The organism is Ochrobactrum teleogrylli (assembly GCF_006376685.1).
Taxonomy (GTDB): Bacteria; Pseudomonadota; Alphaproteobacteria; order Rhizobiales; family Rhizobiaceae; genus Brucella; species Brucella teleogrylli.
Window position 1 is genome coordinate 213,785 of sequence record NZ_VEWL01000005.1, and the last position, 21,598, is coordinate 235,382.

The following is a 21,598-nucleotide window of genomic DNA, read 5'->3' on the forward strand; positions in this document are numbered from 1 at the left end:
GCCAAAACCGGCAGTGGGGCTTCAAAAGACCTGAGAAAAATACCAGTCGGTCTTATGCCTAAGCTGCGAAGGTCAGCAGCTTGATCGCGTCGAAATCCTGTACGCCACCACCGACTCGCTTGGTGGTGTAGAACAGCACATAGGGTTTTGCGGAATATGGATCGCGCAGCACGCGCACACCGATTCGGTCGACAACCAGATAGCCGCGTCCAAAATCACCAAAGGCAATCGCCGGAACATCGGCTGCAATGTCGGGCATGTGCTCGGCCTCGACCAGACCGAAGCCCATCAGCGACGCCTTGTCGCCAATGGCGGATGGCGGCTGCCAGAGATAATTGCCGTCCTTGTCCTTCAGCTTGCGCAACACGCTCTGCGTCTTGCGGTTCATGACGAAATTGGCGTTCTGGCGATAACCGGCTTTCAGCGCATAGATAAGCTCGATCAGCTTGTCGGACGGGTCAGTCGCAGGCAGCGCACCGTCGACGCCGGTGGCGATATGGCCAAGCTTGCCCCATTCCCAGGCGCTTTCAGCGACACTGTCATAATTCAGGAAACCCCGCGGCTTGTTGACACCATCGCCATTGACGAAGGCAGCGCCTTCCTGCTCGGCGAAGGCGGTTTCCACCTCCTCGGCAATCCACTGTTCGACATTGACCGCCGCGTCGTCGAGAAGCGCTGCGGTCGCCGCTGGCATGGCGTAGATTTCCATGGTCGGGAACTGCAATTCGGCAAGCTTCGCCGATGCCGTCTGCGGACGGGCATCTGTTTCGCCGACCCAGCCCGTTGCCGGACCGGTGATGGAGAACGGCTTTTTCAGAACCGCACCTGATACCTGACGCACGCCGGAAATGCCGCGGATCGGTGACAGCACGGCCAGCCTGCGTCCGATTTCGGTTTCAAGCTCGGCAGGCACCAGATAGCCGCCATCCGGACCTGAAGCATAGGAATGCGCCTTCTGCTCGATGCCGCGCAGCGTCTGCTCGTCACCGCGACGCACATAGCCATCAAAGGCCTGCTTGTGTTCGACATTGCCAATAACCGAAGCGCCGCCAAGCTGCGGACGCGACTGTTTCGACACGTAACTATCGAGCGCATGCTTCTGCTCATCCAGTGCGCGATTGATGCGCTCGACCTTTTCGGTCAGAAGCACGTCCACGCCCGCATGTTTTTCAACCTTCTTCAGCCGTTCGTCATTGGCATCGCGGAAGGCCGAAAACGCGGTCATGAATTCCTCGAAAGCCTCGCCGACATCGCCATTCTGATGCGAGACAAGCGACTTCGTTTCCACGCTTTTGGTTTCAAGCGGGATGGCATGAATTTTTTCCATGGAGTTCCTGTTTAATTGGAGATTGTTTTCGCGGCATCGCGCATACGCTGCGCAAGACCGGCTTCCTCATGCCGGATGGCGTCCCGCGCTATCCGGTTTTCGCCGAGCGCCGCATAGCCCTTGGCTATGACCGTTCGTGCGCTCGCACGGCTCAGCCCCGCATCCCGCGTGAGCCAGCGTTCGAATTCCCTGATGGTCGGTAAATCCGATTTGACCTGACCGATGCGCGCCTGCGGCAGCATCGGAAAGGTCACCACCGAGATTTCCCAGAGATCGGCTTCCAGAATATGGCGCAGACCGGTGCGCGCATCTTTCCGCGCCTTCACCGTGCGAAAGCCGATGGACAGCCCGTCAATGCCGCCCGAGCGCAAGAGATCCAGCGCCTCGCGGGCCCGCGCCACGCCCTTGGCAAGCCTGCCTTCGACGTAGAGCCCGCGCGCATCCTCCCTGATCTGCGTCCAGACGCCGATCGGCTCCGCCGCATCATGCTGCCACAACATGCGGATGCCCGAAGTGCCGCGTTCTCGTAGTGCACGGCTGAAAGCGCCGCGCTCGATCACATCGGCGCCGAGATCCGGCAGACCGAAAATGCTGGCATAGCCGGAAAAGCTGCCGTCGATCTCGACATCTTCAAGCGCCAGCGAAGCGCGTTTGGTTTCGAGCTTCAGATCAGGCTTCGCCATCGGTGCTCCTTTCGGCGGGGAGAATGCCCGGCAGGGCTGCATGTTTAAGCCGTTCGCTGAAACGCTTGAAAACGCCCAGCGCCGACCAGGCGGCGAGGCTGGCGGATGCCGATCCCATCAGCATCAGTTCCGCCCGACCGAGCGCGGCATCAAGCGCCAGCGCTTCGGCGATTTTCACACCCGCCGCGCCACCGAAAACCATGCCGCAGATAATGCCGACGGCGAAGCGGATCGCCGCTTCGCGCCTGCCATGCGGCAGCATATAGGCGAGCGATACCGCCGAGCCCGCAACCGCACCCGCCACCTTGGCGAACCAAAGCCATGCGGCATCAGATGCAAAAACCGTGTCGTTCAGATTGCTCATGACGACCTCCTGCTTTTTGTGTGAGGCTGATAGCCAACCGCTTCGCGCTTTTCGTCATCAGTGAGGAAAGGCGCATCGGACACGCGCCGCCACAACGCTTCGCGTTCAGACGAAAGCCCCTCAATGCGGTCGGCATCGTAGTCGAGGCGCAAATTCTCGCCGAAAAGCGGCCCCAGCCAATGGCTGAACGCCTTGGTCATGCGTCCCATCAAGGGCAGCACGGTGAGGCGATAGAAAGCGCGGTTGGCCTCGGCGTAATTGGCATAGGTATTGTCGCCGGGAATGCCGAGCAGCATCGGCGGCACGCCGAAAGCCAGCGCAATGTCGCGTGCCGCGCCATTCTTGGCTTCGATGAAATCCATATCCTGCGGGCTATAACCCATCGCCTTCCAGTCGAGCCCGCCTTCCAGAAGCAGCGGTCGCCCGGCACCGGACGCGCCGGTATAGCCCTCTTCCAGTTCGGCCTTCAGCCGTTCGAACTGTTCCTCGGTCAGATTGCCGCCATCTTTCGGCGCATAGACCAACGCTCCCGATGGACGCGCCGAATTATCCAGCAACGCCTTGTTCCACGCGCCCGCAGCATTATGCGTATCAAGCGCCATCAGGGCGGCTTCGAGCGGTGCGAAACCATAGATGTCATCGAGCGGATGAAACAGTTTGAGGTGCAGACCCGCAGCCGTCTCCGTTCCAAGCGCAATACGCCGCACCGTCGAGCCGGAACGGTAGACCAGCGCTTGCGGCCAGCCATTGGCATCCGTTTCGACGCTGACACGTTCCGGCTTCAGCAGATGCAATTCAATCCGCCCGCTTGGCAGATCGACCCGCTCCACATAGGCATTGCCGGAAATCAGTAAATGGCCGTAGAGCCTTTCCAGAAAGCTCGCGCCATCCATGCCCGATTGCGGCGATGCGATCAGGTCGAGAAGCGGATGCGTGTCATGCTCCATCACGCCTTCATAGAGCAGCCATGGCACGCTACTGGCCGCATCGGCAATCAGGCGCACACAGCGATGCGCGACCGGATTGCGCATAAACCCTTCGCGAGCAAGCGTCGTATAATCCCGCGCAATCCACGACGCATTGCGTTCGACATGCAGCGCCACGAAACCGTTTGCCATTTTCAGCTCACGCCCCGCATTCACGGTTGCAGGCAGACGCGACGCAGTTTCGCGCCCCGGCCTTTTCCAAGCCCAGTTCCAAGCCATAAAGTGGCCTCTCCAGTTTTTCTAAAATTTAGCCGAAGCGCCGGATGCGGGGCTTCATATCCGTACCCAGCATCAGCTCGCCCAACGCCCAAACCATCGCGTCAAGACGATCCGGCGAGCGACCGCTGGAAAGCCCTTCCGGCGCGAAATCGCACATCTCGTCTTCCAGAGCGGAAAACCGACCCGCATGGCGCACCCGCCCCTGCTCGTACAAGGCCGCGACGGGTTCCGCCCGCAGCCACTTGCCCCGTGTCGCATGGCGTTTCAGCACCGGCACCGAAGGGTCTTCCGCCGCCAGCACCGCAGCCACCATCTCGCCGCCCTGATTGACCTCGGCGACAATCGTGTCGGCCTCCAGACGGTGATAAAGCGCGATAGCCTTGCGCGCCCATTGATGCGGCTTGGCCATCGACATGCTGTCATCGACCAGCACATGCCCTATCCCCTCCGCATCGATACCCGCCGCGACAATGCCGCAGGCATCCGATGCCTTGCCCGACGAGGCCGGTGGGTCAACGGCGACAACAATACGAACCAAGGGTGGTGCGCTTTCCTCGAAACCGCGCTCGATCAGATCGCGCGACCACAGCGCACCCGGACGCTCCTCGATCAGTTCGCCGTCGAGTTCCTGTCGCCCAAGGCGCGTGCCCGCATAACGCCGGTTGATGGTGGCGATGAAACCATCAGCCAGATTGGCGGCGTTTTCATCGGTGCGCATATGCGTCATCGAAACACCGTCATCCGCCATCAATGTTTTCAGCAACGACACCGCGCGCGGTGTGGTCGTGACGACCTGTCGTGGTGACGTTCCCAACCGCAGACCGAATTGCAGCATGTCCCAGGTTTCCTGCGGATGCTTCCATTTCGCCAGCTCGTCACACCAGGCGGCGGCAAATTGCGGCCCGCGCAAGCTGTCCGGGTCTTCCGACGAAAACAACGTCGCCGTCGCACCATTGTCCCAGATCAGACGGCGGCGCGTTGCCTCATAGCGAGGGCGGCAGAGCCGCGACACCGACAAAATCCCCGATGGCCCATCGACCATCACCTCCCGCGCATCATTGAAAGTTTCACCGACCAGCGCGATATGCCCGCTTGGCTTTTGCGTGAAAGGCGGCAGACCCAGCGCCATGCCGGAAACCCATTCCGCGCCCGCCCGCGTCTTGCCGGAACCGCGTCCGCCAAGAATGAGCCAGACGCGCCAGTCTCCGGCGGGCGGCAATTGCGCGTCACGCGCCCGGAGAAACCACTCCTCCCCCGCCGCCATCACCTGCATTCGCGTCAAGCCCGCGCTCCAGGATTTCCCTTGCGCGCCTTTTTGCAAGTTCCTCAATTCTCCTGTCTATGCGGATCAGAGCCTGTCGCGCCTCGTTGACGCTGACCGTGGAATTTTCTTCCGAGCGCGCCGGGGTGGCCGCTTCGGCAGAAAGTTCGCTCACCGTCTTCACAGCCCTTGCCAGCGCCATCAAGGCTTCCGCCTTCCCCTTGTCCGGCAACTCTTCCGCTTCGAGCAGCCGTTTCAATTCGGTCTGCAACCGCTCCAATGCCGGATCGGCTTTTACCTGCGGTTTCAGCGCCGCACCGGATGGTCCGACCAGCTGCAACCGGCGCAACCGCATCAGATAATTATCCAGCGAATAACCCAGCACCTCCGCCATTTCGGCACTGTCGATGCCGTGAGCCATCTGCAATGCATAGGCATGCCGGATACGCTTCTCGCTCCGCGCTTGTCTTGTTGTGATGTCCAACTGCGGCACCTGTGCTTATAAAAAAACCCCGGAAGCGCGGGCGCCTTCGGGGTTACGAACATGTTTGGTTCGACAGGTTATTCCCGCAATCAGCGACTGCGGTTACACTTCTTCGACCGTACCGAATGACTACCAAAGCACCGTTACGCAGTCAAGGACTTTTTTCCTATTTAACGAATATTTTCCTGTTTTATGATATGGGCTGCAGATTCCATATTTAAGCATATACTTAAAAATAACATCTACCCGGAACATCCGCTTCACCCCCAGCTCAAAGCGCAGAATTATAAAATATCGGGCAACATTATGTTTCTACTGGTTTTTCACGATTGCCATTAAAAATTTGCACGTCCAACCTTTGGCAACCAATCGTCAACTTCCACCCACTAGGCTCCTGGCCTATTAGTTTGCTATAATAAAAGAGCAAGTTCAGTGCGTTTCCCAATTCTCTAGTGCCGAAGTCAGAGTTTATGCGTCATACGGCAGACAAAGATTCCGGAAAAAAGCAGCGGAAACCCTTCCGGGTTTCGCGCCTGATTGGACTCGACGCCTGGATTGATTCAGGCCTGTACAATCTGCATTTCCGTCTCGGCGAATGGTGGGAAAACATCACCATCTTTTCGCGCCGCTTTCGCGTGCGCGGCTTCCGGCGCTTTGTCGTCGAGGTTTTGGACGAGGGTTTTACGCTCGGCGTCGCGGGTTCTGTCGTGCTTTTGATGCTGGCGCTGCCCGCTTTTGAGGAAACCAAGAAAGACTGGCGCGCGCAGGACGATTATGCCGTCACTTTCCTTGATCGTTACGGCAATGAAATCGGCCAGCGCGGCATTCTGCACCGTCAGGCCGTGCCCATCGACGAATTGCCGGATCATGTCATCAAGGCGGTGCTGGGCACCGAAGACCGACGCTTCTTCGACCATTATGGCATCGATTTCTGGGGCCTCAGCCGTGCGCTCAGCCAGAATATGCGCGCTAATGGCGTCGTGCAGGGCGGTTCGACTATTACCCAGCAGCTTGCCAAGAACCTGTTTCTCTCCAACGAACGAACGCTGGAACGCAAGATCAAGGAAGCCTTTCTGGCGCTCTGGCTGGAAAGCAATCTGAGCAAGAAGGAAATCCTTCAGCTCTATCTTGACCGCGCCTATATGGGCGGCGGCACATTCGGTATTGCAGCCGCGTCCGAATTCTATTTCGGCAAGAACATCAAGGATGTCTCGCTCGCGGAAGCCGCCATGCTGGCGGGTCTGTTCAAGGCACCGGCCAAATTCGCGCCGCATGTCAATCTGCCTGCCGCGCGTGCACGCGCCAATGTCGTCTTATCCAATATGGTGGAAAGCGGTTTCCTGAGCGAAGGTCAGGTCGCCGTCGCCCGCCGTCATCCGGCAAGCGTCATCGACCGCGCCAAGAACGAAAGCCCGGACTATTTCCTCGACTGGGCCTTCGATGAGGTCAAGCGCGTGGCAGGCCAGATGCCGCAGCACACGCTGATCGTACGCACCACGCTGGACAGCAATATCCAGCGGGCAGCGGAGGAATCGCTCGAATATCACCTGCGCCAATATGGCAAGGACTATAATGTTGCGGAAGCCGCAACCGTCGTTCTCGCCAATGACGGCTCGGTGCGGGCGCTTGTCGGCGGGCGCGACTATGGCGAAAGCCAGTTCAACCGCGCGACCAGGGCGCTGCGTCAGGCGGGCTCGTCCTTCAAGCCTTATGTCTATGCGGCAGCGATGGAAAAGGGCCTGACGCCCAAAACCATCGTCTCCGATGCGCCCGTCAGCTGGGGCAACTGGTCGCCGCGCAATTATGGCCGCAGCTTCGCGGGTCGGGTCGACCTGACGACGGCACTCGTGCGCTCGCTGAACAGCGTGCCGGTGCGCCTCGCGAAGGATTACCTGACCACGGCACCGATTGTCGCCTTGACCAAGGCAATGGGGGTGGAATCGCCGATCTCCTCGCACAAGACGATGGTGCTTGGCACATCCGAAATGACGGTGATGGATCAGGCCACCGGCTTCAATGTGTTTCCGAATGGCGGCATGGCGGGCAATCGTCACGCCTTCACGCAGATCGTTTCTTCGGACGGTCGTGTATTGTGGGATTTCACCCGCGATGCGCCAAAGCCGCACCGCGCTCTGTCTGAAAAGGCCGCTTTCGAGATGAACTCGATGCTGGTTCAGGTGCCCGAGCGCGGGACGGGCCGTCGCGCCGCACTGCCCATGACCCGCGTGGGCGGCAAGACCGGCACGACGCAGAACTATCGCGATGCCTGGTTTGTCGGCTTCACCGGCAATTTCACGGCGGCGGTCTGGTTCGGCAATGACAATTTCACGCCGATGAAGGATTTGACCGGCGGCATTCTGCCTGCCATGGCATGGCAGCGCATGATGTCCTATGCGCATCTAAACGTCGAACTGAAGCCGATACCCGGCGTCACGCCGCCTTTCCCCGCCCCGCCTAAAAACCCTGCGCCGCAGGTGGCCAACGCCAAGCCGGAAGAAACCATGGCAGCGCCGCCACGGGTGCTTTCTCCGATGGCAACCAAGGTTCTCAAGGAGTTGCACGACCGTTTCATGGCCGCACCGCCTCTGCCGAAAATTGCCGAGCGGACCAAGATTTCGGTGCTTTGAGGATATATGCTTAAAACCATTCTCAAAGCTGCTTTTGTACTGGCGCTTGCGCTCGGCGGGGGCATATTCAGCGTCCATTTCATCCTCGACCGTTTCAACGGTTTTGGAGAATTGCAGGTTGGTGCCTGGACGGCATTTCCCGATGATGGGACGGCGAATGCCGATCCCTACTCGCGCGCCCGCGCCGCCCGCAAGGCCTATCTGGCGCTCGGCGCCGCGGAGGGTCTGCCCTTCTTTGCGCGCCGCGACAGCAGCGGACGCGACTTGCAGCGCGGCTGCACCTATCGCCTGACCGGAGCCACGCCGCCAGCCCGTTTCTGGACGATCTATCCGGCAACGCCCAACCTCAGTCCGATCAAGCCGCGTGACGGCCTGCAAGCAGCGCTTCATTCAAGAGAAGTCCTCTATGAAAGCGACGGCAGTGTTTCCATCACCATTGGGCCCGATGCGCGCCCCGGCAACTGGCTGCCGGTGGAAGGCCGTGGAGGCCTTGTTCTCGTCATGACGCTTTACGACACGCCCGCCGCAAGCTCGTCGGGTCTGTCCGATCTCGTCATGCCTGTACTCGTGCGCACGGGGGACGACTGCCATGGGTAGGATCATCCGTCTCATCCTGCTCGGCCTCGTCGGCGCAGCCATCGTCCATATCTGTGTGCTGTTGCTGGTCCCGGTCTATTCCGACACGAATGCCTGGGCGCGCATCGAAAGCGCCACCACCCCCTATCGTTTCTTCGCTCTCGACGAGAACAAAGGCCCGGTCGGCGACAGCGACCCGCTGGTCAAGGAAGCGACCTGCCGTTTCGATCTGGCTGACGGGCCGGTTCATATGACCACGGCGGGCATTGTCCCCTACTGGTCCTTGTCCGTCTATGCGCCGAATGGCGACAATCTCTACAGCATCAACGATAACGTCTCCAACGAGCGCAAGCTCGATCTCATCATCGCAGATCCCGTCGGCATGGCGAGCCTCAAGGCGGACGGGTCGCAGATTGATGCCCAATCGCTAGCCGTCGAGCAGAACATTGGCGAAGGCGCCGCCGTGTTGCGTGTTTTCATGCCCGACGCGACCTGGAAGGAAGAGGTGCAACGCTTCTTCGATGACGCCCAGTGCGCGCCCTTCGAGGGCAGCTAAAGGCATCCAGATCTTCTGCGGCACGGTTAATGAGTTGCTAAGGCTTCATGCCTATTATCCGGTGTGCTGACCATTGCGGGGACCTTTGATGGCAGCGAGTGTATGCCTACCGGAGTATTCTGCGTGACAAATGATCAGTTCCGCGCCCTGGAGGAAATTTCAGGCAACCGGAGCCCGTCGAATTCAAAAGCGGGGAGCAAAGCGGACGACCTTCTGGCGGCCGCTATTTCTGCATTCGCCGGTATCACGCGCCCCGGTCGTCAGGACATGCAACAGCTGGAAGATCTGGTCACGCCGCTTTTGCAATGCGCGACTACGCGCGGCAAGCGTCACGCAGCCAATGCCCTTGCCCAGTTGGAAGAAGCCCCGCGCCGCATCATTCTCGCGCTTGCCGCCGAGCCGGTGGAAATCTCGGCCCCCATTCTCCTGCGTTCGCCGCTGCTGCGTCCGGGCGACCTGATCGACCTCATCGGCCAGAACGGGCTTACCCATGCCCGCGCCATTGCGCGTCGCCAGTCCGGCGATATTCTGCTGCAAGGCGTGTTGCGCAGTTTTGCCGATCCGGTGATCGACCGCACGCTGACGCTGCAGGACAATCTCGCGAATATCGAAGCCGAGCCGCTTGAAAAGCCGCAAATTCCCGATCTGTCGACAGCGAAAGCGCCGCTGATGAGCGGCGGCAGCTCGGAACGTCTCGCGCGCACGCTGCAACAGCCCTTCTTCAATGCGGGAACCTTGATCGGCTCTGACCGCCTGATCGAAACCGCGCTTTTGATCGACAGCCAGTTTTTCCGCAACGCGCTTGCCGATGCGCTCGACCTGTCGTTCGAGCGTGCTGACGCCGTCATCGGCAGATGGCCGGAATCGCATCTGCCGATTGCTTTGAAGGCGCTTGGCCTCCCCGCCGCCGAATGCTTTCTGGTGATGACCGCTGTTCTCGGCACCATCGACACCGACCGCGACGGGCTGCGCGAATTCGTGCAAATCTACCGTTCCATCGATCGGGAAAAAGCCATGGCGCTGGTGCGCCGCTGGAAAGCCGAGGATATGTCGGCCATGCTGCGCAGTAAATTGCGTGAAATGGCTCATGATGATGAACCGCTGGCCGAGGCCGCCAACAGCGATGGACCGGCTGCGGATAGCAGGTTCGCCAAGTAAAGTTCAGAACGTCTCGCCGTCCTGCGCGATAGTGAAGAACAGAGACGCGTCGGTCACATCTTCTAGTTCGACCAGCCACAGGTCCGGATCAAAACGGATTTCCCGCTGCATCCGGTCGCCTGCCGCTATGTCGTCGGCATCGTGGAGAATGCGCAGAAACTTGCGCTCGCCGTCATTATCTTCTTCATAGGACGTCTGCGGCGCGGGCGAATAAAGATCGCATGTGCCGAAACGCGAACTGACCTTGATGAAGATCGCGCCTGCTTCCGTCGAACCGCGCCGGGCGAGATAGGCAAAGCCACCCTCACCCTGCACCCGGCGGATCAATGCGGAAACCCAGAAATCCGATGTCAGTCGCATGGCCGCGTAACTACTTTTTTCTTTCGCATTATCCGACGCAAAACCGATTCGCACTTTTGCTGGAAATGCTTCTAGCTGATGAGCCCGATTTCACGCATCTTGGCGATGAGCGTGGAATCGATTTCGCCTGTCTGGCGCATGCCGAACAGCTTCTGGAACTCGCGAATGGCTGATTCCGTCGCTTTGCCCGGCTGGCCATTGACCGGCACCATATCATTGCCGAAAGCCTTCAGCCCGGCCTGCACACGGATGATATCCTGCGAAGAGATTTTCTCCGCCGGACCTGCCGGTGCGCCAGCCGGTGCGCTCTTCTGAACTGGCTTTTGATAGGCGGCAAGATCAGGCTTCGGCTTGGCAGGCGTCTCGCTTTTCAACACAGCCGGTTGTGCGGTTAATTGCGGACGCGGCGTCGGTACAGCCACCACTTCGATGGCCTTGGCGACCTCATCCTGTTGCGCAGGCGCCGGGCTCTCGACCTGCGCCGGAACGCTGGCCTGCTGCACGCCCAGCTTCTGCTGCAAGGCGCGCCAGCGATCCACAGCCTCACGGGTCTGCGGGCCGGTAAAGCCATCCACCGGGCCTTTATAGACGCCAAGCATGGAAAGACGCTGTTGCAGACGGGCAATCTCCAGATCGGCATTCGGCGCGAGCGCAGGCAGCATATCGTCGGTGGCCGTGACCGGCATGCGATCTGCCGAAAGGTCGGCATCGCTCACGCCCTGCGTGGTCGTCTTGCCCGTTGCCTGCGGGTCAGCCGTTGCCGTTTCTACTGGCTTTGTTTCCTGCTGACTGGCGGCGGCGGTGCCGGGCAGAACGGCGCGTGGCGTCGGCTTGAAAACGAAATCAGGTCTCGTGCGGAAGAACACGGCATTATGCGCCTCCGGCTGATACCAGAGCGCATTGGCCGACACGAAACTCATTACCACGAGAAAGGCCGTCGCTCCGCCGGTCAGAACCGGATTGCGCACGACAAAGTCACCGGCAACGATCGCCAGTGCCGAGGCCGAGTTGAAGAAGAATTGGAGGAGCCGTGTCCCCAGACTACGCTGTTTTGCGGGTCTGCGTGTGGAGCGGTTCTGCGATCCGCTCTGGGTTCTGCTCCCGGTCTTCGTCGTTCTGCCAGTCATTGCGCCTTTCTCCCTGGTGACGGTGCATATCGATCACCGTGCCAAGTTCCTGTTGTTCGTCATCTCCCGCGAGATATTGCGGACCTGTCACCGGAAGACGGACGGTCACAACCGTGCCTTCGCCGGGACAGCTCTTGAGGTTCATCGATCCCTGATGCAATTCCACGAGGCCCTTGACCACGGATAGTCCAAGGCCACTTCCTTCCTGAGCGCGCGTATAGCTGTTGTCGGCGCGCACAAAAGGCATGCCGATGCGCTGCAAGTCTTCCGGCTCGATACCGATGCCGGTGTCCGAAACGCTGATTTCCAGCATAGCGCGACCGTCAGCCACCACACGGGCGGCATCGATGGTGACGCAACCGCCGGTCTCGGTGAACTTCACGGCATTGGCCGCCAGATTGAGCAGGATCTGCTGCACCGCGCGACGGTCGGCCATCAGTTCGCCAACGCCGTTGCCGACGCGATGGCAGAAGGCAACGCCCTTCTTTTCCGCCTGCGGCAGCATGACCGAGGTGCACATTTCGGCCACGTCGCGGAAGGCAAAGTTCTGCGGCGCAATCCCGTAAGTGCCGGTTTCCAGCCGCGAATTGTCGAGAACCGCATTCACCAGTTCCAGCAGATAATGCCCCGACTGGTGGATCAGACCGGCATATTCGCGCTGCTTTTCATTGGGGAGCTGACCACCCACCCCATGCGACAGCATGTCGGAGAAACCGATGATGGAATTGAGCGGCGTGCGCAGTTCGTGGCTGACCGAGGCAAGCAGACGGCCCTTGCCGACGCGCTCCGATTCCAGTTCTGCCTTCAGTGTTGCGATTTCATCCAGAAGCTTTTGTTCGCCTTCCAGCGAACGACCGACCAGCGTGATTACGCCAGCGGCAGTCAGCCCTTCCAGACGATAGGCGCGGAAAACCGGGCTTCCAGCTTCGATGGAGCGCAGACGGATATCGACACGTTTCGATGCAATCCCCGAACGCAGATCGGCCAGAAGCGAGAGATATTGCACGCGGTCGGCAACATGGACGCGGTCGACCAAAGCGGTCGTTTCCAGCATTTTTGGCTGCATGCCGAGAAGCTTTGCGGTCTTGTCGCCGACCGATGCGATGACGCCTTCTGCATCCAGTACGAACTGCACGTCGCCCTCGGCAATAGCAACCTGCGGCATGGCGGTTTCATTGTTCTGTGGCTTGACGGCCAGACCCACGCTGCGCGCGACAAGGCTTGCCGCATAAAGAACCAGCACTGTGACGGAGGCCAGCGAACCACCGGCAATCACGCCGCCGCTTGTCATCGCAAAAGCGCCGACAATGGCAAGTGCTGCAACAGCGCCAGCAATTGCGGCAGCAGGCTTGCGGCTGACAAGCCAGATTTCCAGCGGCAAGGCAGCCGCCATCAGCCACAGAGCGGCATCGCTACTGGAGACCATGCCAATGGCGGCAAGTCCCGCGCCATAGGCGACAAAATTCAATGTTCCGAGGAGAGCGGCGCTCAATCCCATCAGTGAGAGAGCGCAGAAAATCATCGCCATACCGGCGAAGCTGGCGGCGAGAATGGCAAATTCAGTCGGCCCGGATGCGAGACCGGAAGCCAGAACGGCAGCAACAAGCAGCAGCGGCACAACAACGACCGAACCGACAACACGCATAGCCGTCGCGTTGGGCGTGTTCACCCAGCGGCGGCAAAAACGTTCGTAAAAACGGCCGAGCGTCTGCACACCAGTGCGAACGGTCTTAGCTGCTTTCAAAAGAATGGCGTTCAACGTGCGCTACTCACTCAAACTCATACACATACTCATCCGCCCGAAACATTCGGAAAAGAACATTCCCGGCGATCTTCAGATTGCAGGTGAGGCTTTAAGGAAACGATAAAACGAGGCCCATGAATGCAGATAAGCATCGCGGGAGCCGTGCTTTTCGACCTATGGTAAACAGAGGGTAGCGATTGCTTGTACGAAAGCGCGAAGATTGCACAATCTTCCGCCTACCACTGCGCACATCACAGAATTGCGAATCGCGCGGTTACGGAATCTTTTCGATTTCATCGGACATTGGCGACATCGTTCGATTAGCTGAAGGCGAGCAACAGCAACAAGGCCATGATCCGTTTCCTCATCAAATCCGCTATCTGGCTGTCGCTGGCATTCATTGTAATGCCGCGCTTTTTCCCAGCGGAACAGGAAAACAAAAGTGCCGAAAAGCCCGCTGCCATCGCTGAGACGCGTGGCGAGCCGAGTACCGTGGATCAGCTTTTAGCCAATGGCAAAACGGCGATTGAGATCGGCAAACTCTGCATGAACAATCCGAGTTTCTGCGAAAACGGCACGTCGATGATTTCAAGTGCTGGCAGCGGTTTGCTCAAGGGCAGCGGCCAGATGCTCGATTATCTGAGCCAGCGTTTCGGCAACAAAAGCGAAACGCCTGCTGACCCGCAACCCGTAGCCGTCGCTGAAAAACCCGAAACGACAGTCTCCGAAATCCTGTCCGAGCAAGCCGCTCCTCAAACAAGCGGTTTGATCAATATCCCGATCCCGACCTCTCGTGCGGCAGCCTTGCGGGCACTGGATCGCCGGACCACGGGCGCGATCCCTGCAAAACACTGATCTTTCCCGTGACCTTGCCGCCATTCATGACTATATAAGCGGCACAACACCGCAAAGACGGCAATTCAGGCGAGTATCATGACGACCACAATCGATAGCATCATGTCCGACTTCGAATTTCTCGACGACTGGGAAGATCGCTATCGCTATGTCATCGATCTTGGCAAGGAATTGTCGCCTTATCCCGACGACGCACGCGATGCGGAACATAAGGTTCAGGGCTGCGTCAGTCAGGTCTGGCTCAAGACCATGCCGCATAGCGGCGCAGATCCGGTGATCGAATTTCTGGGCGATTCCGATGCGCATATCGTGCGCGGTCTCGTCGCCATCGTTCTGGCGCTCTATTCCGGCAAACGCGCCTCGGAAATTCTCGCCATCGAGCCGGAAAGTGTGCTGAAAACGCTCGGCCTTGATGAGCATCTCACCCCGCAGCGCTCAAACGGTCTGCGCGCCATGGTCGCCCGCATCCGCCGTGAAGCCGAAGCGGCCAAGCTCTCAGCCTAGGACCTTTTCCACCGACAGAGCCGCCGCAAGCAGACGTTTATCGGTACCGCCGCGTGCGGTCAGCATCAGGCCTGTCGGCAGCTTCATGCCCGGCATAGGCAGCGTGATGCTGCACAGATCGAACTGATTGCCGACCTGCGTATCACGTAGCGTCAGCCCTTCCACACGATCATATTCGTCCTCGTCGTGACTGACCGAAGCAATCGTCGGCGCGACAATCGGTGTGGCGGGCGTGGCGAATGCATCGAAGCCATTCAACCGCTCATCCATCTCGCGGATCAGCTGATTTCGGGTTGCCACCATGGCTTGATAAGTCTCGTCCGGCACGTGCAGACGCACCGATAGCGGACGCTTCACGCGCAGATCGACATTGGCGTCGGGGTCGCGCAGCCATGTGTCGGCATGGACGCGGCTTGCCTCAATGCCGACGATCGATCCGGACGTGCTTGCCTCACGCCAGCGCTGGATCAGATCATCCAGCATGATATCGACAAGCGTCACGCCTGCCTTTTCAAGCACCGCCAGCGACGCCTCGAAATGCGCAGCCACATCCGGCTCCATGGCGTCCAGCAAATAGCCCCTCGGCACGGCGATCCGCAGACTGGAAAGCGGCACCGCATCCGGCAGAATCGGTGTTTCGCCCGCCATCACGGCATCGGTCAAAATGGCATCCGCAACTGTGCTGGTGAGCGGCCCAATGGAATCAAGCGAAGGCGCCAGCGGAAAAGCGCCATCCAGCGAAATGCGCCGCGCCGTCGGCTTGAAACCGACAATGCCGTTCAGCGCCGCGGGAATGCGCACCGAACCACCCGTATCCGACCCGATAGCGATTTCGCTGGTGCCTTCCGCCGCCGAGACCGCCGCGCCGGACGACGACCCACCCGGAATGCGCGTCGGATCGACGGCATTGCCCGGCTCCCCATAATGCGGGTTGAGACCGACTGGCGTGAAAGCAAATTCGGTCATATGCGTCTTGCCGACGATCACCGCGCCCGCCTCACGAAGACGCTGCACGATGGTCGCATCCTTGACCGCAGGCGCGGCTGTGCGCCGAACCACAGACCCGGCCAGCGTCGGTTCGCCCGCGACATCGAAGAGATCCTTGATCGAGACAATGCGGCCATCCAGCGGACCAAGGGCCTGCCCAGCCCCAAGCCGTGCATCGGCGGCATCGGCTTCCGCCCGCGCCCGCTCCGCATAAACCTTGCTGAAAACACGCTCATGATCGCGGCGGGCCTCAAGCCGCGTCAGAATAGTTTCCAGCCGATCCCGGACATTCGACGACATGCAAATTCTCCCCAATTTCCCCGCCCGGTCGCACCGGCTTTTCCCTTGCGATAAGGTGGTGTTCGGTCACTGTCAATCGGAGGTATCTGGCCCCGCCTGAAATGACCGTGCGGCAAAACAGTCGCGGATTGCGGGCAGCGCTTCCCTCCCCGTTTGCGTGGTTGGACCACTGGTCGGATAGGCCAGCACCAGACGCTGGCGCAGCGTTTCATCCTCAATCGGCAGGCACACGACTTTTCGTCCATCATGGCTGAAATCGTGGCCGGGCCGCGTGAAAAGCAGCGACACGCCGAGACCATTCGCCACCATGCCGCGCACCATCTCCACCGAGGTGGTCCGCAGCACGATATTCGGCGACAGACCCTGCTGCCAGAACGGCACCAGCAGAAATTCGCGGCTGAGCGGCAGATCGACAAGAATGAACGGATAGCGCGCCAGTTCCGCCAGGGTCACGCTCTTCTTCGCGGCCAATGGACTGTCCGGCGGAACGACCGCATGCGGTGCGTAAGACAGCATGGTTTCCCATGTGACCGTTTCCGGCAGGCCCACATCATAGGTAATGCCGAGATCGACAATGCCTTTTTCCAGCGCCCGCGCCATACCTTCCAGATCGAACTCCCGCAGCTTCACGCGCATATCCGGAAACACCTGTTTCAAATGGCCCAATATGCCCGGAACACAGACCGGCCCCAGCGTGCTGAAATAACCGAGCGTCAACCGTGCCGCGCCCTCGCCCTTACCCGATACAGCGAAGTCTTCAGCGCCAGCCAGAAGCAGCCGCGCCTCTTGCAGCTTGCGGCTGCCGAAAGGCGTCAGCTCCAGCCCCCTAGCCTGCCGCCGCTCGAAAAGCGGTTGCCCCAGATCACGTTCCAGATCGCGGATTGCCGCCGATATGGAGGGCTGCGAAACATTGAGCTTTTCGGCAGCGCCCGTTGCGCTGCCAGCCTCGGCGGAAGTGACGAAATAGTGGAGTTGACGAAGCGATATCATTAGAGGATTTTCCTATAATGACTGCTCAATTTCAATTCTTTTTCCGATACTGAACTGCGTTTAGCCTCCCGTTAAATTAAACAATAAGGGGATACGAACATGTTCAACGAAAGGGCGCCGTGCCTCGACGGGATTCGCGTTCTGGATTTCACGCGCGTTCTGGCCGGGCCGTTTTGTACGGCCTTGCTTGGCGATCTGGGCGCGGAAGTCATCAAGATCGAAAGTCCGGAAGGCGACGATTACCGCCACATCACGCCGGGCACAGCCGACGGCGGTGGGCTGTTCCTGCTGATGAACCGCAACAAGAAGAGCATCTCCATTGATCTGCGCAAGGAACGCGGGCGGGATATTGTCCGCCAACTGGCGAAGAATGCCGATATCATCGTAGAGAATTTTCGTCCTGGCGTGATGGACCGGCTGGGGCTCGGGTTTGCCGAGCTTGCCAAAGACAATCCGCGCCTCATCCATGTGGCGATTTCCGGCTTCGGCCAGCAAAGCCCGATGGGCAATCTGCCTGCATATGATCTCGTCGTGCAGGCGGTAACCGGCTTCATGGATATTTCCGGCGAACCGGATGGTCCGCCGATGATGACCGGCGAATCCGTTGCCGATCTGACCGCCGGGCTTTTCGCGTCCTGGTCGGCGCTAGCCGCACTTCTCGCTCGCGAACGAACCGGCAAGGGCCAGTTTGTCGATGTGGCCATGTATGATTGCCTGTTCAATCTTCTGCCTGCGGCGCTGACCCAGCAGCTTTATGGCAGCAAATCGCCGAAGCGGGTCGGGAATCGCCATCCTTTGAGCGCGCCATTCGGTGTCTTTGCGGCAGCGGACGGCTATCTGACGATTGCCGTTTTGAGTTCGAAGCAATTTGCCGGTCTGGCCGAAGCTTTGGGCGAACCCCAGCTTGCGACCGACGAACGCTTTGCCACGGCAACCGCACGCAACGAAAACCATGCCGAGCTGAAGGCCATCATCGAAGCATGGAGCACGGCAATGGGTGTCGAACAGGTGATCGACGCCTTGCAGGCCCATGACGTGCCCTGCTCGCCGGTGCTTTCTGTCTCCGATGCAACCGCCAGCGAACAGGTGCGCGCGCGTGGTCTCCTGCCGGAAGTCACGTCCGCCAGCGGCCCGGTGCGCGTTCTGCGCCAGCCGGCCAAGTTTTCCGGCATGGATTGCCCCGCCCCGACACCGCCACCCGCACTGGGCGCGCATGCCACCGACATATTGCAGGAAAAACTGGAACTTACTGCCGACGATATCGAAAGCCTCGTGCGCGACGGCGTGTTGCACGGCCTGACATTGCAACCGCAGCAGCTTCTGAAGGAACCCAACCATGACGCATGATTGCCTGCTGACCGACGAACAACGGATGATCCGTGACAGTGCGCGCAGCTTCGCCCGTGAAAAACTGGCCCCAACCGCAGCCATGCGCGACCGTGAGCACCATTATTTTCCGCGCACCGAAATGCAGGAACTGGGAGAGCTGGGTTTTCTCGGCATGCTGGTTTCCGAGGAATGGGGCGGCGTTGCAACCGACCATCTGAGCTATGTTCTGGCGCTGGAAGAAATCGCCGCCGCCGATGGCAGCATCGGCGCGATGATGGCGCTGCACAATGGTCTCATTTCGACTCCCTTGCGCGTACATGGGAGCGATCGGCAGAAGGAACTTTATCTGCGTCCGCTGGCGGAAGGTCGCTTCAACGGTGCTTTTGGCCTGACCGAACCGGAAGCAGGGTCCAATGCCTTTGCGATCCGTACCAAGGCGGTCCGGGTCGATGGCGGCTTTCGCCTCACCGGCGCAAAACAGTTCATGTCGAATGGCAAATCCGCCGATATCGCCATCATATTTGCGGCAACCGAGAGCGATGACCCGCGCCGCCGCATCACCGCGTTTCTGGTCTCCCCGACCGCGCCCGGTTATGTCTGCGTTCGCATCGAAGACAAGCTCGGCCTTGCGGCCTCGGAAACCTGTCAGGTGCAGCTTGACGATGTCTTCGTTGCCGACGACCATGTGCTGGGTGAAGTCGGCGGCGGCTATGCTCTGGCGATGAGCACGCTGGAACTCGGACGCCTTGGCATCGCGGCGCAGTCGCTTGGGCTTGCGCGGGCCGCCTTCGACCATGCCCATGCCTATGCGCTGGAACGGCAGACATTCGGCAAAGCCATCATCGAACATCAGGCAGTCGGTTTCCGGCTGGCAGAAATGCACACGCAAATCGAAGTGGCGCGCAGCTACCTGCATTATGTCGCAAGGCTGCGTGATGCAGGTCAGCCCTGCAAGACGGAAGCCGCCATGGCGAAACTGTTTGCCTCCGAGATTGCTGAAAAAGTCGCCTCTGAAGCGATCCAGGTGCACGGCGGCTATGGTTATCTCAAGGATTTCGCCGTCGAACGCATTTATCGCGATGCCCGGATCTGCCGCATCTACGAGGGAACCAGCGATATTCAAAAGCTGATTATCGCTGGGTCCCTCGCAAAGAAAGGCAAGGCCGTTTGACTGCCGAGAGCGGCCTCACCTCGTATGAGGCCGCGCTGCGGGGCGGTAGTCATCCGCCCCCCAATGCAGCACCACGCCCCGGCGACGATCACTGTCACGTGGCGGATTATAGTGCCGGTGCAGCATGGCGAGGCCCGCTTTCAGCATGACCTTGGCGGAACGCACCGGCCATTGACGCTCGCGCTCCACCCGCTCCAGCCCTTTCAGGAAACAGCAAACATCGACCAGCACGCGGCTTAATTCCGGCCCGACCGCCTCCAGCGCCCGCTCCACCCGCATTCGGCTCGCAAGTGCGATGTCGGTCAGTTCCGCCATGCCGCCTGCCCCACCGCGCCCGCCGCCGCCAACGCTGATATCCCAGCGCGACGTGATCGACGGCATCAGCGAACCCCGCGTGAAATCAGCCCGCAAGCGTTCTCCCGCATGGAACTCATCCTCCGAAATGAAGGCATTGCCGTCACGACCTTTACGGCGATAGAGCATGGCCAGCGGCGATTCCGCCAGATTGACCTCGACCTTCTCCCCCGATGCCAGTTCAATCAGCGCCGTCACCCGCCCGCCGCCATGATCTGGCTCAGGCGGCGCGATTTTGGTCGATTGCGTGCGCCTACGCCCATTACCGGAGAGCGCCAGCTTCTGACCGTCCATCCGCAGCAAACCTTTGCCGCACATGGCGGCGACTTCATCGCGGGCAACCGCAATCGTCCCCTGCTCGCCAACCAGCAGCATATGCGAATCGCGAACCGAATCCTGCATTTCGCAAGCACCTGTTTTGAGGAACCGCATCACGCGCATTTCGGACGTCGAAAACTGTGTGGTCATGCCGCCATCCTCCAGGTTGAAAAAGCCGAATTCACGATGCGCTCAAAGGCGGTCACGATGGCGTCGAAATCGACATCATCGCGCATATCTTCCACGAGATGGCAGGCATGCATCACCGTTGTGCGATCCCGCGCAAAGCCGGTGGCCACCTCCCGCATCGCCAGACCGAACGACGTATGCGCCACATACATGCCGATCTGCCTGACCCGCGCCACATTGCGCCTGCACCGGGTTGGCGCACGCAGTTCCTTGCCATCCACACCGAACGACGCCACGAGGAGATCGATCAGCGTTTCGCACAATTGCACGCTGTATTCCTGCCGCTTTCGATCCGGCAATCCCTCAACGGGGTCGAGAAGAAGGGGCCTCCCATGTCGTGCCGCGATCAACCGCAAAGCATCAAAAGCATCTGCCCGCGTATGAATGACATCCGTTAGTTCCAAAGACATTCATCTTCCCTCATCTGAATAGGAATATCTTCTTATAATGAGGAAATTGCAAGGGAGGATAAGTTTGCGGGATAAAGTTTGGAGTGTCCGGCACCGCGTTGGAGGATGACGCTTCTGGCGCTTTGGCTTGAGCCACCTGACCGCCCATACCCTTGGGTTTCTCTAACTATTTGCTTTAGAGAGCGTTTTTCAACAGCCATCTGCTAGGTGGGCACCACCGGGAGTAAACCGATCGTCCCTCCGCCCGTCAAACAGATTTCACAGATTTTAGGAATATTATCCACACCATGCAGAAATCGACGATCCTGTTTGTATCGACAAACGAGGACAAGGCTTATGAAAACAGCGCTGGAACAGGCCCGCAGAATCTTTCTCGCCGAACGAGAGCAAGACCGGATGAGCGCCATGCAGCGCGTGGCCCTGCAAATCGTGGCGGGAATCGATATCGACCGGCTGGTGCAGGCATCGGAAGTGGAAAAGCAGCAAGCAGCGCGCCGCCTCACGCGACTGATCGAACGCGAACGCCTCAAGGGCACCAGTGGTCACTGGAGTTATGATCTCAACCGCCACATTGCCTTAAAACAGGCGCTCGACAGGTTGGAAGGCAAAGCCGGTCGTGATGATGCTGCACATATACGCGGCCCGCGAAAGATTTACAGTCAACGCCGACGCATTCGAACGACCGCGCCTGATAGCAATCACAAGCAAAAGCCCATCTC

At 59.7% G+C, this 21,598-nt stretch carries 21 protein-coding genes and 1 pseudogene; 9 read left to right on the top strand and 13 right to left on the bottom strand.

Annotated features, from left to right (window positions below; genetic code table 11):
- Window positions 1-58: 58 nt before the first annotated feature.
- Genes FIC94_RS10930 through FIC94_RS10955 form a run of 6 tightly spaced genes read right to left on the bottom strand, consistent with a single transcriptional unit; the run spans window position 59 to window position 5,261 of the window.
- Window positions 59-1,327 carry a phage major capsid protein gene (locus FIC94_RS10930; RefSeq protein ID WP_140024881.1) on the bottom strand — a complete coding sequence of 423 codons (1,269 nt, stop codon included), beginning with the start codon at window positions 1,325-1,327 and terminating at the stop codon, window positions 59-61.
- Window positions 1,328-1,338: 11 nt separating this feature from the next.
- Window positions 1,339-2,010 (bottom strand): HK97 family phage prohead protease, encoded by a 672-nt coding sequence (locus tag FIC94_RS10935; protein ID WP_140024882.1) that lies wholly within the window; start codon window positions 2,008-2,010, stop codon window positions 1,339-1,341.
- A complete protein-coding gene (locus tag FIC94_RS10940; RefSeq protein WP_140024883.1) occupies window positions 1,997-2,374 on the bottom strand; it encodes a DUF6107 family protein in 378 nt (125 codons plus the stop codon). The genes FIC94_RS10935 and FIC94_RS10940 overlap by 14 nt, the downstream gene beginning before the upstream one ends.
- Complete coding sequence (locus FIC94_RS10945) at window positions 2,371-3,579, bottom strand: phage portal protein (protein WP_140024884.1); 1,209 nt, start codon at window positions 3,577-3,579, stop codon at window positions 2,371-2,373. The genes FIC94_RS10940 and FIC94_RS10945 overlap by 4 nt, the downstream gene beginning before the upstream one ends.
- A gap of 28 nt (window positions 3,580-3,607) precedes the next feature.
- Entirely contained in the window at window positions 3,608-4,852 is a 1,245-nt protein-coding gene (locus tag FIC94_RS10950) for a DNA-packaging protein (protein ID WP_442945217.1), read from the bottom strand.
- Complete coding sequence (locus FIC94_RS10955) at window positions 4,806-5,261, bottom strand: hypothetical protein (RefSeq protein ID WP_371830906.1); 456 nt, start codon at window positions 5,259-5,261, stop codon at window positions 4,806-4,808. The genes FIC94_RS10950 and FIC94_RS10955 overlap by 47 nt, the downstream gene beginning before the upstream one ends.
- Before the next feature lie 533 nt (window positions 5,262-5,794).
- Here FIC94_RS10955 and FIC94_RS10960 point away from each other — a divergent pair.
- From FIC94_RS10960 to FIC94_RS10975, 4 genes are all read left to right on the top strand, one after another.
- Entirely contained in the window at window positions 5,795-7,951 is a 2,157-nt protein-coding gene (locus tag FIC94_RS10960) for a penicillin-binding protein 1A (RefSeq protein ID WP_140024886.1), read from the top strand.
- A 6-nt stretch (window positions 7,952-7,957) separates the two neighbouring features.
- Window positions 7,958-8,548 carry a DUF1214 domain-containing protein gene (locus FIC94_RS10965; protein WP_140024887.1) on the top strand — a complete coding sequence of 197 codons (591 nt, stop codon included), beginning with the start codon at window positions 7,958-7,960 and terminating at the stop codon, window positions 8,546-8,548.
- Window positions 8,541-9,083: a DUF1254 domain-containing protein gene (locus FIC94_RS10970; protein WP_124915572.1), complete on the top strand. Its 543-nt coding sequence runs from the start codon at window positions 8,541-8,543 to the stop codon at window positions 9,081-9,083. The genes FIC94_RS10965 and FIC94_RS10970 overlap by 8 nt, the downstream gene beginning before the upstream one ends.
- A gap of 123 nt (window positions 9,084-9,206) precedes the next feature.
- Window positions 9,207-10,241 carry a DUF2336 domain-containing protein gene (locus FIC94_RS10975; protein ID WP_140024888.1) on the top strand — a complete coding sequence of 345 codons (1,035 nt, stop codon included), beginning with the start codon at window positions 9,207-9,209 and terminating at the stop codon, window positions 10,239-10,241.
- A gap of 3 nt (window positions 10,242-10,244) precedes the next feature.
- Here FIC94_RS10975 and FIC94_RS10980 read toward each other — a convergent pair whose 3' ends face one another.
- From FIC94_RS10980 to FIC94_RS10995, 3 genes are all read right to left on the bottom strand, one after another.
- Window positions 10,245-10,601, bottom strand: a complete 357-nt coding sequence (locus tag FIC94_RS10980; protein ID WP_121535498.1) for a DUF1491 family protein — start codon at window positions 10,599-10,601, stop codon at window positions 10,245-10,247.
- A 71-nt stretch (window positions 10,602-10,672) separates the two neighbouring features.
- Window positions 10,673-11,728 (bottom strand): peptidoglycan-binding domain-containing protein, encoded by a 1,056-nt coding sequence (locus tag FIC94_RS10990; protein WP_140024890.1) that lies wholly within the window; start codon window positions 11,726-11,728, stop codon window positions 10,673-10,675.
- The gene (locus FIC94_RS10995) at window positions 11,643-13,487 is read right to left on the bottom strand and encodes a sensor histidine kinase (RefSeq protein ID WP_140024891.1); all 1,845 of its coding nucleotides are present in this window, start codon (window positions 13,485-13,487) and stop codon (window positions 11,643-11,645) included. The genes FIC94_RS10990 and FIC94_RS10995 overlap by 86 nt, the downstream gene beginning before the upstream one ends.
- 336 nt (window positions 13,488-13,823) lie before the next feature.
- Between FIC94_RS10995 and FIC94_RS11000 the strand changes: the two genes are divergently transcribed.
- Window positions 13,824-14,327, top strand: coding sequence for a hypothetical protein (locus FIC94_RS11000; protein WP_121535489.1), 504 nt, complete (start codon window positions 13,824-13,826; stop codon window positions 14,325-14,327).
- 78 nt (window positions 14,328-14,405) lie between these two features.
- Window positions 14,406-14,831, top strand: a complete 426-nt coding sequence (locus FIC94_RS11005) for a SufE family protein (RefSeq protein WP_078340179.1) — start codon at window positions 14,406-14,408, stop codon at window positions 14,829-14,831.
- On the opposite strand, the gene FIC94_RS11010 is transcribed toward FIC94_RS11005, so the two are convergent.
- Together FIC94_RS11010 and FIC94_RS11015 are read right to left on the bottom strand one after the other, a co-directional pair.
- Entirely contained in the window at window positions 14,823-16,118 is a 1,296-nt protein-coding gene (locus FIC94_RS11010) for an amidase (RefSeq protein ID WP_140024892.1), read from the bottom strand. The genes FIC94_RS11005 and FIC94_RS11010 overlap by 9 nt on opposite strands.
- A 72-nt stretch (window positions 16,119-16,190) precedes the next feature.
- A complete protein-coding gene (locus tag FIC94_RS11015) occupies window positions 16,191-17,108 on the bottom strand; it encodes a LysR family transcriptional regulator (protein WP_140024893.1) in 918 nt (305 codons plus the stop codon).
- A gap of 99 nt (window positions 17,109-17,207) precedes the next feature.
- Here FIC94_RS11015 and FIC94_RS11020 point away from each other — a divergent pair, with 99 nt between their 5' ends.
- A complete protein-coding gene (locus tag FIC94_RS11020; protein WP_140024894.1) occupies window positions 17,208-18,455 on the top strand; it encodes a CaiB/BaiF CoA transferase family protein in 1,248 nt (415 codons plus the stop codon).
- Entirely contained in the window at window positions 18,445-19,608 is a 1,164-nt protein-coding gene (locus FIC94_RS11025) for an acyl-CoA dehydrogenase family protein (RefSeq protein ID WP_140024895.1), read from the top strand. Before FIC94_RS11020 ends, FIC94_RS11025 begins: the two co-directional genes overlap by 11 nt.
- 15 nt (window positions 19,609-19,623) lie before the next feature.
- On the opposite strand, the gene FIC94_RS11030 is transcribed toward FIC94_RS11025, so the two are convergent.
- Together FIC94_RS11030 and FIC94_RS11035 are read right to left on the bottom strand one after the other, a co-directional pair.
- On the bottom strand, window positions 19,624-20,430 hold the full coding sequence (locus FIC94_RS11030; protein ID WP_140024896.1) for a DUF6456 domain-containing protein: 807 nt from the start codon (window positions 20,428-20,430) through the stop codon (window positions 19,624-19,626).
- Complete coding sequence (locus tag FIC94_RS11035; RefSeq protein WP_121536280.1) at window positions 20,427-20,873, bottom strand: helix-turn-helix domain-containing protein; 447 nt, start codon at window positions 20,871-20,873, stop codon at window positions 20,427-20,429. The genes FIC94_RS11030 and FIC94_RS11035 overlap by 4 nt, the downstream gene beginning before the upstream one ends.
- A gap of 342 nt (window positions 20,874-21,215) precedes the next feature.
- Between FIC94_RS11035 and FIC94_RS11040 the strand changes: the two are divergent.
- Window positions 21,216-21,497 (top strand): annotated as a pseudogene (locus FIC94_RS11040) (cytoplasmic protein); the annotation flags it as partial.
- Between the last annotated feature and the right edge of the window lie 101 nt (window positions 21,498-21,598).

What these genes read in the sequence shown, in the direction of transcription:
- FIC94_RS11020 (WP_140024894.1), top strand. Translation starts at nt 17,208, where the DNA reads ATGTTCAACGAAAGGGCGCCGTGCCTCGACGGGATTCGCGTTCTGGAT.
- FIC94_RS10950 (WP_442945217.1), bottom strand. Translation starts at nt 4,852, where the DNA reads ATGCAGGTGATGGCGGCGGGGGAGGAGTGGTTTCTCCGGGCGCGTGAC.
- FIC94_RS10930 (WP_140024881.1), bottom strand. Translation starts at nt 1,327, where the DNA reads ATGGAAAAAATTCATGCCATCCCGCTTGAAACCAAAAGCGTGGAAACG.
- FIC94_RS11025 (WP_140024895.1), top strand. Translation starts at nt 18,445, where the DNA reads ATGACGCATGATTGCCTGCTGACCGACGAACAACGGATGATCCGTGAC.
- FIC94_RS11005 (WP_078340179.1), top strand. Translation starts at nt 14,406, where the DNA reads ATGACGACCACAATCGATAGCATCATGTCCGACTTCGAATTTCTCGAC.
- FIC94_RS10960 (WP_140024886.1), top strand. Translation starts at nt 5,795, where the DNA reads ATGCGTCATACGGCAGACAAAGATTCCGGAAAAAAGCAGCGGAAACCC.
- FIC94_RS11010 (WP_140024892.1), bottom strand. Translation starts at nt 16,118, where the DNA reads ATGTCGTCGAATGTCCGGGATCGGCTGGAAACTATTCTGACGCGGCTT.
- FIC94_RS10990 (WP_140024890.1), bottom strand. Translation starts at nt 11,728, where the DNA reads ATGACTGGCAGAACGACGAAGACCGGGAGCAGAACCCAGAGCGGATCG.
- FIC94_RS11000 (WP_121535489.1), top strand. Translation starts at nt 13,824, where the DNA reads ATGATCCGTTTCCTCATCAAATCCGCTATCTGGCTGTCGCTGGCATTC.
- FIC94_RS11030 (WP_140024896.1), bottom strand. Translation starts at nt 20,430, where the DNA reads ATGACCACACAGTTTTCGACGTCCGAAATGCGCGTGATGCGGTTCCTC.
- FIC94_RS10965 (WP_140024887.1), top strand. Translation starts at nt 7,958, where the DNA reads ATGCTTAAAACCATTCTCAAAGCTGCTTTTGTACTGGCGCTTGCGCTC.
- FIC94_RS10970 (WP_124915572.1), top strand. Translation starts at nt 8,541, where the DNA reads ATGGGTAGGATCATCCGTCTCATCCTGCTCGGCCTCGTCGGCGCAGCC.
- FIC94_RS10980 (WP_121535498.1), bottom strand. Translation starts at nt 10,601, where the DNA reads ATGCGACTGACATCGGATTTCTGGGTTTCCGCATTGATCCGCCGGGTG.
- FIC94_RS10935 (WP_140024882.1), bottom strand. Translation starts at nt 2,010, where the DNA reads ATGGCGAAGCCTGATCTGAAGCTCGAAACCAAACGCGCTTCGCTGGCG.
- FIC94_RS10940 (WP_140024883.1), bottom strand. Translation starts at nt 2,374, where the DNA reads ATGAGCAATCTGAACGACACGGTTTTTGCATCTGATGCCGCATGGCTT.
- FIC94_RS11015 (WP_140024893.1), bottom strand. Translation starts at nt 17,108, where the DNA reads ATGATATCGCTTCGTCAACTCCACTATTTCGTCACTTCCGCCGAGGCT.
- FIC94_RS10945 (WP_140024884.1), bottom strand. Translation starts at nt 3,579, where the DNA reads ATGGCTTGGAACTGGGCTTGGAAAAGGCCGGGGCGCGAAACTGCGTCG.
- FIC94_RS10955 (WP_371830906.1), bottom strand. Translation starts at nt 5,261, where the DNA reads ATGGCTCACGGCATCGACAGTGCCGAAATGGCGGAGGTGCTGGGTTAT.